7 protein-coding genes, 1 tRNA gene and 2 pseudogenes are annotated in these 13,883 nt (G+C 71.3%); 6 read left to right on the top strand and 4 right to left on the bottom strand.

What is annotated here, in order from left to right:
• Positions 1 to 41 precede the first annotated feature (41 nt).
• Positions 42 to 1,841 carry a hypothetical protein gene (locus tag KKZ08_RS13695; RefSeq protein ID WP_223774711.1) on the bottom strand — a complete coding sequence of 600 codons (1,800 nt, stop codon included), beginning with the start codon at positions 1,839 to 1,841 and terminating at the stop codon, positions 42 to 44.
• Positions 1,842 to 2,435: 594 nt separating this feature from the next.
• On the opposite strand from KKZ08_RS13695, the gene KKZ08_RS13690 reads away from it, so the two are divergent.
• Both KKZ08_RS13690 and KKZ08_RS13685 read left to right on the top strand, forming a co-directional pair.
• On the top strand, positions 2,436 to 4,826 hold the full coding sequence (locus KKZ08_RS13690) for an Orn/Lys/Arg decarboxylase N-terminal domain-containing protein (protein ID WP_223774710.1): 2,391 nt from the start codon (positions 2,436 to 2,438) through the stop codon (positions 4,824 to 4,826).
• Between the two features lie 166 nt (positions 4,827 to 4,992).
• On the top strand, positions 4,993 to 5,220 hold the full coding sequence (locus KKZ08_RS13685) for a hypothetical protein (protein WP_223774709.1): 228 nt from the start codon (positions 4,993 to 4,995) through the stop codon (positions 5,218 to 5,220).
• Positions 5,221 to 5,469: 249 nt separating this feature from the next.
• Here the strand turns inward: KKZ08_RS13685 and KKZ08_RS13680 are convergent, their stop codons facing one another.
• The 3 genes from KKZ08_RS13680 to KKZ08_RS13670 form a co-directional block, all read right to left on the bottom strand.
• Positions 5,470 to 6,066 carry a hypothetical protein gene (locus KKZ08_RS13680; RefSeq protein WP_223774708.1) on the bottom strand — a complete coding sequence of 199 codons (597 nt, stop codon included), beginning with the start codon at positions 6,064 to 6,066 and terminating at the stop codon, positions 5,470 to 5,472.
• A 377-nt stretch (positions 6,067 to 6,443) separates the two neighbouring features.
• Positions 6,444 to 6,902, bottom strand: coding sequence for a type II toxin-antitoxin system VapC family toxin (locus tag KKZ08_RS13675; protein WP_223774707.1), 459 nt, complete (start codon positions 6,900 to 6,902; stop codon positions 6,444 to 6,446).
• Positions 6,903 to 7,361: 459 nt separating this feature from the next.
• Positions 7,362 to 7,434: transfer RNA gene (locus KKZ08_RS13670), tRNA-Arg, on the bottom strand.
• Positions 7,435 to 7,744: 310 nt separating this feature from the next.
• Between KKZ08_RS13670 and KKZ08_RS13665 the strand changes: the two genes are divergently transcribed.
• From KKZ08_RS13665 to KKZ08_RS13650, 4 genes and pseudogenes are all read left to right on the top strand, one after another.
• The gene (locus tag KKZ08_RS13665; protein WP_223774706.1) at positions 7,745 to 9,415 is read left to right on the top strand and encodes a GTPase domain-containing protein; all 1,671 of its coding nucleotides are present in this window, start codon (positions 7,745 to 7,747) and stop codon (positions 9,413 to 9,415) included.
• A pseudogene (locus tag KKZ08_RS13660) lies at positions 9,412 to 11,424 on the top strand (GTPase). The gene KKZ08_RS13665 and the pseudogene KKZ08_RS13660 overlap by 4 nt, the downstream one beginning before the upstream one ends.
• Positions 11,425 to 11,594: 170 nt before the next feature.
• A complete protein-coding gene (locus tag KKZ08_RS13655) occupies positions 11,595 to 12,014 on the top strand; it encodes a single-stranded DNA-binding protein (RefSeq protein WP_223774705.1) in 420 nt (139 codons plus the stop codon).
• 330 nt (positions 12,015 to 12,344) lie between these two features.
• Positions 12,345 to 13,735: pseudogene (locus KKZ08_RS13650) on the top strand (Cys-Gln thioester bond-forming surface protein).
• The last annotated feature ends 148 nt before the right edge of the window (positions 13,736 to 13,883 follow it).

The following is a 13,883-nucleotide window of genomic DNA, read 5'->3' as shown; positions in this document are numbered from 1 at the left end:
CGGACGCGGCAGACCTGCCGGGGAGCCGGTCGGCAGGGCGGTCACGGGGCCCAGGACGACAGAAGGACGTCGTCGCGGTGGGCGCCGACGCGCAGTGTCACGGAGCCGGCGGCCGGCGGCCGACCGGCCCGGAGACAGGTGTAGAGGGCTGCCGACACCAGCCCGGGGTCGAGGTTCCCGGCGCGGGCCGACGCCGCCCCGGGGTCGGGGCTCTCGGCGCAGGCCGTCGCCGCCCCGCGGTCGGGGTTCCCGGCGTCGGCCGACGCCAGCACGGTCCGGCCGTCACGGAGGACCACCAGGCAGTCCCCGGAGGTGAGCGCGGTCGCGGCCAGCAGGCTCCCGGGCCACGTGGCGAGCGCGTCGCGCCCCCAACTCCGGGCGGCGGCCGCCGTCGGCGCCGGATCCGAGGCCACCAGGACCGAGGCGCTCTCGGTCAGGCGCTGGTCACGTTCCTCACCGGGGCGGACCGAAAGATGCGAGAAGCACCCGTCCCCCGCACCTCCCTCGCCCTCCTCACTCCACGCTTCGCCGACGGCGGCGGGGACGCGGCGGACGGTCACGGCGGTCCGCCCCGCTTCCTCCGTCTCGATGCGGGTGCCGACCACCCAGGAAGTGACGTTCGTCGCGAGCGGGCCCGGCGGTACGAGGACCAGGGGAGCCGGTGGCGGAGTCGGCGGCGGCTCCAGACGGAGCAGGCCGTACAGCGCCGTGCGCAGCCGGGTGAGTGCGGTGCCGGGTTCGTCGAAGGCCCGGGAGACCGCCGGCGCGTACCGCTCGGGCTGGTCCGCGTGGGCCCGCAGCACGGCCTCGATCTGGCGCAGTGGGCCGCCCTGGGGTTCGAACCGAGGCGCGAGTTCCGCCAGGTCGGCGGCAGCGGTGCCGGGCACGGCTTCTTCTCCGTGCGCGGCCAGGGCCAGGGGCTTGGCCAGGGCGGCGCCGTACAGCGTCACCGAGCCGTGGTCGCCGATGACCGCGTCGGCGGCCACGAGCGCGGGACGCCAGTCGTGCACCGGCGGGATCAGCAGCAGCCCGGCGTCGAGGGCCTCGGCCAGCAGGGCCCTCAGGTGCCAGGCGCCGTGGGCCGACCACACGTTGGGGTGGAGGACCAGCGCGACGCGGTACTCGTCCCAGGGAAGATCGGCGAGGAGCCGCGCGGGCAGGCCGGGGTCACGGCCGATGAGCGACGTCGGCCCCCACGTGGAGGTCACGAGCACCAGCCGCTGCCCGTCCGCGACGCCCAGCGCCCGCCGGTAGTCGCCGCGCCGGTCCGCGCTGACGAGCAGTTCGTCGAGGCAGGGATCGCCGACGAGCAGGGTCCGCCCGGCGCTCTTCGGATGCGCGGCGAGCAGTTGCCGCTCCTGTTCCGGATGCGACACGGCGGTCCAGGCCCGGCCCGCCTCGAAGAGCGCGTCGGGCGCGACGCCCGACAGCCGCCTGCGGGGAGAGCGGGAGTCGGGCACGTACTTCTGGAAGCCGATGCCGTGCGGCAGCACGAGCACCGGGCACTCACCCTCGGAGACGTCGATGTTCTCGCTGGTGCTGAGGATCAGGTCCGGGGCGGCGTACGGCAGTTGCTCCCACGGCATGACACGGCAGCCCGCGTCGTGGAGCAGGTCGAGCGAGCCGTCGCTGAAAGCGGAGGTCGGATCGTGGGCGAAGACCACGGACACGCGGGGATCCGCGCGCAGCACCGGCGGCAGCGTCTCCAGGGCGCGGATCGTCGAGGTGAGCGTACGGGTGGCGACGACGAGCCGCCGCTCCCCCGGAAAGGTGCTCCAGCGGTGGGCATCGGGCCCGACGGGAACGCGCAGGAACGGAATGTCAGCGGAACGCGCGGCCATCCCGAACCTCCTCGCGCTCAGCGCGGCTTATGCGGTTCGCGGTTCGCGGTTCGCGGTTCGCGGTTCGCGGTTCGCGGTTCGCGGTTCGCGGTTCGCGGTTCGCGGTTCGCGGTTCGCGGTTCGCGGTCAGTGTGCTAGCGCACTTCAAGCCGTCCCGCAACCTCTCTGATCCGCGCCGGACCGGGCCGCGACGGCCTGGCGGCTTCATTGTAGATCGCGCCGGCGAGAGGCACTCCGGGAGCCGTCGCCCCAACAGGGAGGCGTGAATCGAGAAGTCCGCTTGAGGCCAGCGCGGGGACGCAGGCCATGTGTCCCGTGCTGGCGGCCCAGCGTCGCCGAACCCGAGTTCCGGACGGGCTGTGGGGGGATCGCGAAGCCGCTGATCCCGCCGTCGGGGGTGCGGCCGCAGGGCGGCGGAACGCAGGACACTCCTGATGAGACGCCGTGATCCGACGGTATCGGTGTCGGCGCGTCAGCCGATGGCCCCAGTTTTGCCCCAATGGAGTGGTTTGGCTGGAGTCGGGTGATCGTGCGTGCGGGGGCCGTCAACACTCGTGTTTCGGGGTGGCGCGGGCCACCGGGGAGGGGGACGGCATGGCCGATGGCACGGTTCTGGTCGCGGTGGCGGAGTACCCGGAGGACGCGGGCGCCACCGCCGGACAACTGGCCCGGATCGCCGAGGGGATCCGGGCGCGGGGCTTCCAGGTCCGCTGGGTGGTGAGCGTCTCCGATGCCGAGGCGGTGCTCAGGACGGAAGCCGGTCTGGCCGCTGCGGTGGTCGCCTGGGATCTTCCGTCCCGAGCCGGAGCCGGAGCGGAGGACGGGCCAGGCGGCGCGCTGGTTCTGCGCCGGATCGGGCGCCGGTTCCAGGATCTGCCGGTGTTCCTGGTCATGGCGGAGGAGGGGCTGCGTGAGCTTCCGCTGTGGGTGTCGCAGTCGGTGGTGGGATATGTGTGGCCGCTGGAGGACACGCCGGCGTTCATCGCGGGGCGGATCTCCACCGCCGCGCGCGTCTACCAGGAGGCCCTGCTTCCGCCGTTCTTCAAGGCGCTGCGGCGTTTCGACGACGCGCACGAGTATTCATGGCACACCCCGGCGCACTCCGGCGGTGTGGCCTTCCTCAAATCACCCGTGGGACGGGCCTTCCACGAATACTTCGGGGAGCGGCTGCTGCGCAGCGATCTGTCGATCTCGGTGGAGGAGCTCGGTTCGTTGTTCGAACACACCGGGCCGATCGGCGAGGCGGAGCGTAATGCGGCCCGGGTCTTCGGCTCCGACCGCACCTACTTCGTCCTGCACGGTGATTCCACCTGTAACCGTCTGGTCGGCCACTTCAGCGTGACCCGCGACGAGATCGCGCTGGTGGACCGCAACTGCCACAAATCGGTGCTGCACGGCCTGGTCGTCTCCGGCGCCCGGCCGGTGTACCTGGTCCCGAGCCGCAACGGCTTTGGCCTCGCCGGACCGCTGCCACCGGCTGAGATCGCAGCGGACTCGGTGGCGGCGCGCATCGCGGAGAGCCCCCTGACGGGGGGCGCGGTGTCGTCGCGCGCCCAGTACGCAGTGTTCACCAATTCCACCTATGACGGGCTGTGTTATGACGCGGGGGCGGCGGCCAGGGCTTTCGCGGCCGTCACCCCCCGGCTGCACTTCGACGAGGCCTGGTTCGCCTACGCCCGCTTCCATCCGCTCTATGCGGGGCGCTATGGCATGTCGGTGGACGAGAAGGCGTTCCCCGGCCCTGACCGGCCGACGGTCTTCGCGACCCAGTCCACCCACAAACTGCTGGCCGCCTTGTCGCAGGGCGCCATGGTGCACGTCCGGTCCGCGCAGCGGGCGCCGGTGGAGCACGACCGGTTCAACGAGACACTGATGATGCACGGCACGACGTCGCCGCTGTATCCGATGATCGCCTCGCTGGACGTGGCCACGGCGATGATGGACGGTCCGCAAGGCCAGTGGCTCGTGGACGAGGCAGTGTCGGAGGCGGTTCGCTTCCGGCAGGAGATGGTGCGCCTCGGGCGGCGGATCGAGTCCGCCGGGGACCGGCCGCCCTGGTTCTTCGGGGTGTGGCAGCCGGATGAAGTGACCGACCCCGGCAGCGGGACACGGCTGCCGTTCGACGAGGCCCCGCCGGAGCTGCTGCGGACCGAGCCGTCCTGCTGGCACCTCGACCCCGACGCCGACTGGCACGGCTTCCCCGGTCTGACCGACGGCTACTGCATGCTCGACCCGATCAAGGTCACCCTGACATGCCCAGGGCTCGTCGCGACCGGTGCGCTGTCGGACTGGGGCATCCCGGCTCGGGTGCTCACCGCCTATCTGACCACGCGCGGCATCGTCGTGGAGAAGACCGACAGTTACACCACGCTGGTGTTGTTCTCCATGGGCATCACGAAGGGCAAGTGGGGGACGTTGCTGGACGCCCTGATGGACTTCAAGGACCTCTTCGACGGTGACGCTCCTCTGGACCGTGTCCTGCCCGCCCTGGTCACCGAGCACCCGCGGCGTTACGCGGGACGGAGCCTGCGCGACTTGTGCCGGGAAATGCACGACCACCTGCGCGATGCCCGCCTGGTGGAACTCCTCGACCTGGCCTTTCAGCAGCTTCCGGAACCGGTCGCCCCGCCCCAGCTGTGCTATGAGCGCCTGATCCGTGGCGGCACCGAACGGATCCCGCTGTCGGACGCGCCGGGCCGGGTCGCTGCGGCGATGATCACGGTCACGCCGCCCGGCATCCCGGTCCTCATGCCGGGCGAGAGCGCCGGGCAGGAAGACGGCCCTCTCCTGCGCTACCTCAGGGCCCTGGAGTCCTTCGACCATCACTTCCCCGGCTTCGGCAGCGAGACGCACGGAGTGAGCCGTGACCCCGGCACCGGCGACTATCTGATCGAGTGTCTGCGTCCGGACCAGCAAGAAGAGCTTGCCGGGGCCACGACTCCAGCACAGCGGCGCGGGGAGGCGAGTGCCAGGGGAATGGGCTGAGACCTTCAGCGGCGGAGTGCCCGGGGCCCGTCCGGCAGCGGCCGGGCCGCAGCCTCCGACGGGGGGCCGGGCCCGGGTCCGGCTAGTCGGCGATGACGGCGCCGAGGATCATTCCGCCGATCAGTCCGGCGGCCCCGACTATCAGGGCGATGGTGGGGAGGCGTTCGTGTCGGGCGAGCTCGGCGATGAGGGCCAGGACCAGCTCGCCCAGCGACGCTTCGTCATCAACGCCGGCACCGTCCGACAGCTGATGCGATGGTGCGAGCAGTGGTCCGAGCGACGCTTCGCCGTCGAGGGCGCCAAAGGGCTCGGCCGCAGCCTCGCCCAGCAGGCCCGGTCTCTGGGCAACGGCGACGCCCGGTACTTGGGGACTCCTCCGCGGGTGAGTCATTGATTCCGTCTCGACTGTCCGCGCGCTGGCTGCGCTCGCTCTGCATGCGATAGGCCCTGGGGCGGCGGATTCCCCAGTGATCGCCGACGCGGTGCGGCCGGCAAACCCCAGCAGAGCGTCTGTTCGTACTGCTCGCGGTTTGAGCTAATCGCCGCCGTATTGCGACCATGTCCGGCACTCAGTCCGTCAGCCTATGAGGAGACATCCGCGGAGCGCGGAAATCCGCCTTGCCCTCCCGCAAGCCCCCCCGTATCAGACGCGTACGGCGCTGATAGACACTCCGTTCTGCGCCTGGATTTTCAGCGTCCGCCCGTCCCAGGACACGGGCAACGCGATGGGCGTCGTATCCACCGGCGAGCCCGCGTCAACAGGATCGGATGACGCGTCAGCTCCCCAGCGTAGAGTGAACGACGCGTCGTCCCCGACGGTACCCGGGAGCCCTGTACCGACCCAGACGTTTTCCGAACTTTGGCCGTTCACCGTGACCACGAGCTCGCGGCTGGTGAGTTCGTACGATCCAGTGACGTCCCCGTCATCGAGGCTCCACGTGCGGCCGGTGATGCTGATTCGCGTGTACTCGTCGTTGACCTGCCCCTTGGGGAGGATGGCCAGATCCCAAGAACCACGCGCGAACGCCGCGACCGCCGCTCCGGTGACCGTGGCCCGGACGGATTTGCTGCCTTCGGGGTTCGTCGTGCCGTTGCCGCTCTTCTTTCCGCCGCAAGCGGTCAGTACGAGCGACACCAGGCCCAGGCCTGTATACCTCAAGGCGTTTCGTCTGCCGACCGTCTTCTCTACCTGTCCGTACCACCCATTGAGCACCGCGTCGCCCTCCCTTACTCGCTTCAACCGGACTTCCTCTACTTCACCTCCGTGTGCCGCACACCAGAGTCTGGCGTACAGGAAGGTACTTCGGCGGCAGCTTTCCGATACTGGGGTGTGGGATGTCTCCACCAGGTGAGAGCGACGGAGGAACCGAATCGACCTGCGGAAATGGTTACGTGGCAAACGCATCGGAGTGCGGATCGCGCTGCTACAAAGACCTCGTCCGCCTCACCACGCAGGGCACCGTCTTAGAAGGTGTCAGAGGCTGAGCGATGTGCTCACCTGCGTACTCGCAGGCCGTTCGCGAACGAAAGCCGTTGAGGCGCTTGCTGTCACTCATGCGCTCATTGGCTGGGAACCGCCCGGTTCATCATGGGCCGAGCGGTCACTTAAGTGCGGTGCTACCGGTCATGCGGGATCTCGGGCCGGGATACGGGCACGATGGTGATCAAGTCATCGAGGCCCTTGAAGTCGTCGGGGTGCGTGGTGAAGAGGGGGAGTTCCTCAGCGGCTGCGGTGGCGGCGATCATCAGGTCGGCCACACGGCGACGGGGCTTGCGGCCTGCGGAGACGGCGGCGGCGGAGATCCTGCCGTAGATACGGGCCGCCTCCACGTCGAAGGGGATCGGGTCGAACTCGTTCTCGGCGCGCTGCAGCACGTCCATGCGGCGGGCCCGCTCGGCGTGTTCCTCGTAGTCGCTCTGCTCGCCGCTGCCCCGTACTTGGTGGGGGCCCGCGGAGAGTTCCGCGAGTGTGATGGCGCTGATGGCCATCTCGGCGGGCAACTCGTCGGCGTCGATCCACTTGCGCAGGATCATGATGTTGGTGTCGAGCAGGCCCTGCTCGTACTCAACGGCCATACGGGTCGTCCAACTCCTGCTCGACGACGGCGTCCTGGTCGTTGCGGAAGGCGTCCGGCGAAATGTCAGGGGCCGTGCGCGACGTGGTCACGAACTCGGCACGGGGAACGAACCGGCGACGGCGGCGGAGCGGGATCAGCTCGCCCAGGCGGTGTCCGTCGCGGGCGACAGTGAACGCCTGTCCCCCTGAACGGCGTCCATGATCTCCTTGGAGCGGGTACACAGATCGCGCTGAGTGATCTACGGCTGCGCTGTCATGCTGTCCACGATAGGGGAGGTGTGCTACCCGGTGCCACACGTGTTTCGGATGCGGATCAGCTGACGGGGGTGTGTCGCCGTGGCGCCGCAGTTCGTCTGCGCCCACGATCGCGGCCGGGTGGAGGCGCTTGCTCTGCGAGCGATGTGCACCCGGACATTGAAAGAGCCCCTCGCCCGCTTCCGCAGGTGAGAGGCCGTGTGTGCCCCCGGCAGGACTCGAACCTGCGGCCAAGCGCTTAGAAGGCGCCTGCTCTATCCACTGAGCTACGGGGGCCGGGTGTGGCCGGGTGGCATGGGGTTCGGATGTTGGGGGAGATCCGTGACCTTGCCGGGGACAAGGATAGGGCTCCCGGCTCCCTGTCCCTGGTGCTTCGCCTCCGCGCCGCGATGTGGAGGTTCGGTGAAGCGGTCCTGATAATCGCAGGCAGGTGCGAATCTCGCATCGCTTTTGGCGCCTCGCGCCACGGGTGTTGTGCACTCGTTATGCCTGCGCCCCAGTCGTCCCTTCCCTCCGTGGTGTCCGATCGGCGCGCAGAGGCTCTCATATGCTTCAGAAAACCATCAAAATTGGGCATTCTTCGCATGTGGTGACCTTGGACGTACGGCCTCAATTGCTTGACGCACTCTCCGCCCTGCGCGAGCGTGTCGCCGCCGCACGCTTTCCGCTCCCCCTGCCGGGGGCGCCACGCGCGCGTGCCAATCGGGACGAGTTGCTCGCACAGCTCGACGACTACCTGGTGCCCCGGCTCAAGGCGCCCGAAGCGCCGCTGCTCGCCGTCATCGGCGGATCCACCGGGGCGGGCAAGTCCACCCTGGTGAACTCCCTCGTGGGCCGGCAGGTCAGCGAGGCGGGCGTGCTGCGGCCCACGACGCGGACGCCGGTGCTCGTCTGCCATCCGGATGATCATCACTGGTTCGCCGGGATGCGCGTCCTGCCCGACCTCACCCGCGTGTGGATGCCCCCGAAGAAGTCCGTGCAGGGCGGCGAAGGGGAGGACGAGGAGGACAACGACGACGACATGCCGACGTACGGCGACGGCGGCGGGGGCGGGGAGGAGCAGGAACGCGCCCTGCGGATCGAGACCGCTCACACCCTGCCGCGCGGGCTCGCCCTCCTGGACGCGCCCGACGTCGACTCGCTCGTCCCCGACAGCCGCTGCCTCGCCGCCGAGCTGATCTCCGCGGCCGACGTATGGGTGATGGTGACCACCGCTTCCCGGTACGCCGACGCGGTGCCCTGGCATCTGCTGCGTACCGCCAAGGAGCACGACGCCACCCTCGTCACCGTCCTTGACCGCGTGCCCCACCAGGTCGTGACGGAGGTGTCACGGCAGTACGGCGCCCTCCTCACGAAGGCGGGGCTCGGCGACGTACCGCGTTTCACCGTGCCGGAACTGCCCGAGTCCGCGGGCGGTGGCGGGCTGCTCCCCGCCACCGCCGTCGCACCGCTGCGGGCCTGGCTCACGCACCGGGTCCAGGAACCCGCCGCCCGCGCCGCCGCCATCGCCCGCACGGCACACGGTGTCCTGCACTCGCTCGACTCCCGGCTCCCCGAACTCGCGGGCGCCGTCGCCGCCCAGTACGCCGCCGCTCTGCGGCTCACTTCCGCCGTCGACGAGGCGTACGACAACGAGTACGCGCGCGTGAAGGGGCGATTGCAGGCCGGTGGCGTACTGGCGGGCGACGCCCTGAAGCGGTGGCGCAGCTATCCGCTCGACTGCGGGCCCGGCGAACTGCTCGACGCGATCGCCGAGAGCCTGGAGGCGCTGCTGCTGTGCGCCGTCACGGCCGCCGACGAGCGCATCGACGAGGCCTGGCGGCGCGAACCCGCCGCGGGCGCCCCCGGGCTCGCCGACCGCGATCCGGAGGTGGAGAGCGCCGAGCACCGCATCGGGATGGCGGTCCGCAGATGGCGGCGCGTCCTGGAGGAGTACGCCGATGACGAGGTGCGCGGCCTGGAGCGCATCGACAGGAACGGCCTGCCCGACCCCGAGGTCGTCGCCGCGCTGCTCGCCACGGCCCTCCTCGGCGGGCACCGGGCCCGCGCGGCCGGGGAGATCCTCGCGGAGCGGATCGGCGCCCAGGGCGCGGTCCGGCTGCGTGACCGGGGCGGGCGCCTGCTGACCGAGTACCTGGAGAAGGTCCTCGCCACCGAGCGCGAACGGCGGCTCGCACCCCTGTACGCCCTCGACGTGCATCCCGAACCCCAGGCCGAGCTGATCGCCGCCCTGTCCGTACTTCAGAAGGAGAGGTGACCGCGGTGACTGCCGTCACTGATCACACCGAACGCGACGAGCGGGAGGAGCGAAAGGAGACAGAGGGGCGGGCCGAGCGGGAGGGGGCGGCTGCCGGGCGCGCGGGGCTTGCGGGGCGCGCGGCAGGCCCGGCGAACGAGCCGGGCATGACGGGCACGACGGTCACGGCAGGCGCGGGGCATCCTGAAGAGGGCGGTCGGTCAGGTCAGGCCTCCGCCCGCACCGGGCAGACGTCCGCCCGCACCGAGCAGAAGCCCGTCCGGTCCCCTGAAGGCCTCGGCCAGCCCGCCGACGACCCCGAGGACGCCTGGGGCGACGGCCTCATCGCACGCCGCGTCGCGGATGCCTCGAAACCCGCCACCACCCCCCGCGCCTACGCCCCCACCGCGCCCCCCACGCCGTACGACGGACCCCTGCGCGCACGGCTCGACGCGCTGCGCGAACTCGTCGGGCTCTCCCGCACCCGGCTCGACGCCGGCACCCTCGCCGAGGCGGGCCGGGTCCTCGACGAGGCGGACGCCCGGCGGCGGCTCTCCGAACGGCACACCGTCGTCGCCATCGCGGGCGCCACCGGCAGCGGCAAGTCGACGCTCTTCAACGCCCTCGCCGGCGTGATGATCTCGGACACCGGCGTACGCAGGCCGACCACCGCCGCGCCCATCGGGTGCAGCTGGACGGACGGCGCCGCCGGGCTGCTCGACCGGCTCGGCATCCCGGGGCGGCTGCGCCGTCGCCCCCTCCAGGGGCCCGGTGCCGACGAGCTCCAGGGGCTCGTACTGATCGACCTGCCCGACCACGACTCGGCGGTCGGCGAGCACCGCGAGCACGTCGACCGGATCCTGGCACTCGTCGACGCCGTCATCTGGGTCGTCGACCCGGAGAAGTACGCGGACGCGATGCTCCACGAGCGGTATCTGCGGCCCATGGCGGGGCACGCCGAGGTCACCTTCGTGGTGCTCAACCAGATCGACCGGCTGCCCGGAGACGCCGCCGACCAGGTCCTCGACGACCTGCGCCGGCTCCTCGACGAGGACGGCATCGCACTCGGCGAACACGGAGAACCCGGTGCCACCGTGCTCGCCATCTCCGCGCTGACCGGCGACGGGATCGGCGAACTGCGGGAGGCACTCGGCCAGTTCACCCAGGAACGGGGCGCCGCCGTCCGCCGGATCTCCGCCGACCTGGACGCCGCCGCGGAACGCCTGCGTCCGGTCTACGTCGCCGGGGCGCCCCGGGGCCGCCGCCCCGGGCGCGTCGGACTCAGCGAGGAGGCCCGCGAGGAGTTCGCGGACCGTCTCGCGGACGCGGTGGGCGCCGCGGCGGCCGGGGACGCGGCGGAACGGGCCTGGCGCAGACACGCGGGCAAGGCGTGCGGCGACCCCTGGCTCAGACTCTGGCGGTGGTACGAGTCGCAGCGCTCGCCGCACGGCGCCGCCGCGACGCCGGTGGGCCTGCCCGTGGTGGACGAGGAGGTGACGGCGCGCCAGCGGGTGGAGCACGCCGTGCGCACGGTGGCCGACGAGGCGGCCGCGGGCTGCCCGTGCCCTGGGGCCAGGCCGTGCGGGAGGCCGCCGCGCGCGCGCCGAAGGGCTGCCGAGGCGCTCGACAAGCTGGCGGTGACGGCGGGCGTGCCGGTCGGACGTCCGCCGCGGCCCAACTGGTGGCCTGCGGCGGTCCTCGCGCAGGCCGCGATGTCGATGCTCCAGGTCGTGGGCGGGCTCTGGCTGCTGGGGCAGATCATCGGCATCGCCGACCCGAACCTCGGCGTGCCGGTGCTGCTGATGCTGGCGGGCATCGCGGGCGGCCCGTGCGTGGAGTGGGCGAGCCGGCTGGCCGCGCGGGGGCCCGCGCGACGGTACGGGTACGAAGCGGAGCGGCGGCTGCGGGAGGCGGCCGCCGGGTGCGGGCGGGCCCGGGTCCTCGATCCGGTGGCCGCCGAGCTGCTGCGGTATCTGGAGGTCAGGGAGCAGTACGTGCGCGTGACGGGGACGCGCGGGGCTCTTGGGTGAGGTCGCCTCAGCGGCCGCGGGCGGGGGTGGAGGGCCCCTTCGGGTGACCGAGTTATCCACAACCGGTGGGTAGCGCACAGGGCTCAGCGGGCTCGGCCGGACGGGTGCAGTCTGAGAGCGCCGCCGCGGAAGGCGCGGCGGCACGGACGGACGCACGGGAGGGGCAGGACATGAACGAGACGATGGTGACCGTGGTGGGGAACGTCGCGACGACACCGGTGTACCGGGAGTTGCCGTCGGGACCGGTGGCGCGGTTCCGGCTCGCGGTGACGGCGCGGTACTTCGACGCGGTGAAGAACACCTGGAACGACGGACACACCAACTTCTTCACCGTCTGGGCCAGGCGCGCGCTCGGCAGCAATGTGCAGGCATCGCTCGCGGTGGGCGAACCGGTCATCGTGCAGGGGCGGTTGAAGGTGCGCGACGAGGAGCGCGGAGGTCAGCACTGGACCTCGGCGGACATCGACGCGCAGGCCATCGGTCACGATCTGTCACGCGGGACCGCGGCGTTCCGGCGGGTGGGCAGGCCGGACGCGTCGCTGACGGACTGTCCGCCCCTGCGAGAGCCCGAACCGGAGCCGGTGGGCTGATGGTGATGATCCGTCAACCAGCGTGCCACCGCTCGGAATGCCCGTTGATTTGTCGATAAGCCCAGCTCGCGCGGGTGGTTGGCGATAACGATTACGAGTCGGAACGGTTATCCGACGGTATGACTGAGGGTCATGGTGCGCCGCTTCCCTAGGATGCCGGACGTAGCTCACGGGGCAGTTGGCAGGAGATGCCATGCAGGTGGCAGGTGTTCCTGCCCCTTTCAATCTGCTGGCGGGACCACCCCCCTCGTTGTGAACGGGTCCCGCCCGGAGGGGAATTCAGTGTTTTCTGCGTTTACCGCGCTTTCCGCGTCCGCTGCTTCGGCTGCGGTGCCGCCACGCGGCCGAGGCGTCGCCCGCCTCGCCGCCGTGACCGCGGCGTCAGGGCTCCTCGCCGCGGGGCACTGGTCGGCGCGGGCCCGGCGGCGGCCGAGGAGGCGCCGCAGCACCGGGGCGGCGCGACCGCGACGCTGGGCGGGTTGCAGACGTACGACCAGGCGGTCGTCCACGAGAACGGCAGCTCGCAGCAGGTGCCCGCCGGGCTCTTCGAGATGGCCGTGGAGGATGGCGGCACCCTCCAGACGTACTGCGTCGACATCCACAGCCCCACGCAGAAGGACGCCAGATACCAGGAGACCCCCTGGAGCGGCACGTCGCTGAACGGCAACCGTGACGCCGGCAGGATCCGCTGGATCCTCCAGCACTCCTACCCGCAGGTGAACGACCTCGCGGCGCTCGCCAAGAAGGCGGGTGCGACGTCCCTCACCGAGCAGACCGCCGCGGCCGGCACCCAGGTGGCGATCTGGCGGTACTCGGACGGCGCGCACGTCGACGCCGTCGACCCGCAGGCCGAGAAGCTCGCCGACTATCTGCAAAAGAGCGCACGCGCCGGCGTGGAGCCCAAGGCGTCGCTGACGCTGGAGCCGCCCGCCGTCTCCGGACGCGCGGGGGAGCGGCTCGGCCCGGTCACCGTGCGGACCGACGCGGAGGCGGTGACCGTGACGCCGCCCGCCGACTCCGTGGCCAGCGGAGTGAAGGTGGTCGGCAAGGACGGCAAGCCCGTGAAGTCCGCGGGCGACGGCAGTCGGCTCTACTTCGACGTGCCGAAGGACGCGCCGGACGGCTCGGCCGCGCTCTCCGTACAGGCGTCGACCACCGTGCCGGTCGGCAGGGCCTTCACCTCCGAGACCAGGAGCCAGACGCAGATCCTCGCGGGCTCCAGCGAGTCGACGGTGTCGGCGACGGCGACGGCCGACTGGGCGGACAAGGGTGCGATACCGGCACTGTCGGCGGAGAAGAACTGCGCCAAGGGCGGCGTGGACATCACGGCGAGCAACAACGGCGACGCCCCCTTCACCTTCCGGCTGATGGGCTTCAAGCACACGATCAAGGCGGGCGCGTCGCAGACGGTGACGATCCCGTTGCAGGAGGACCAGCCCTACGACTTCACGATCACCGGACCCAACGGCGTACAGAAGCGCTTCAAGGGCGTACTCGACTGCCGGACCGAAGGCGACGCGCTCGACAACAAGGCGCAGCCCGCCTCACAGCCCAGCCCCGCGTCGGCGGGCGGCACCTCGGGCGGCGGCGACCTGGCCGAGACCGGCAGCTCCGGCAATACGCCGCTGATGGCCGGCATCGCGGTGGGGTTCGTCCTGCTCGGCGGCGCGGCGGTCTTCTTCCTCCGTACCAAGAAGGACCCGACGCGGACCCGGCAGTGAAGACCCAGGGTGACCAGAGGCGACCCACGGTGACGGACGCGGTGCCGTCACCATGCACGGAACCCCGGATCAGAGCCCGCCAGGCCATACCCGTTTCCCCCGAGGGGTGGCGGTCGGGCAAGATGGGGTGTATCTGCCCACTCACTGA

The organism is Streptomyces sp. 135 (assembly GCF_020026305.1).
Classification (GTDB): domain Bacteria; phylum Actinomycetota; class Actinomycetes; order Streptomycetales; family Streptomycetaceae; genus Streptomyces.
This window is presented reverse-complemented; position numbering and strand designations above follow the sequence as displayed.

Coding starts and splice junctions, on each gene's coding strand:
- KKZ08_RS13695 (WP_223774711.1), bottom strand. CDS start 1,841: ATGGCCGCGCGTTCCGCTGACATTCCGTTCCTGCGCGTTCCCGTCGGG.
- KKZ08_RS13690 (WP_223774710.1), top strand. CDS start 2,436: ATGGCCGATGGCACGGTTCTGGTCGCGGTGGCGGAGTACCCGGAGGAC.
- KKZ08_RS13675 (WP_223774707.1), bottom strand. CDS start 6,902: ATGGCCGTTGAGTACGAGCAGGGCCTGCTCGACACCAACATCATGATC.
- KKZ08_RS13655 (WP_223774705.1), top strand. CDS start 11,595: ATGAACGAGACGATGGTGACCGTGGTGGGGAACGTCGCGACGACACCG.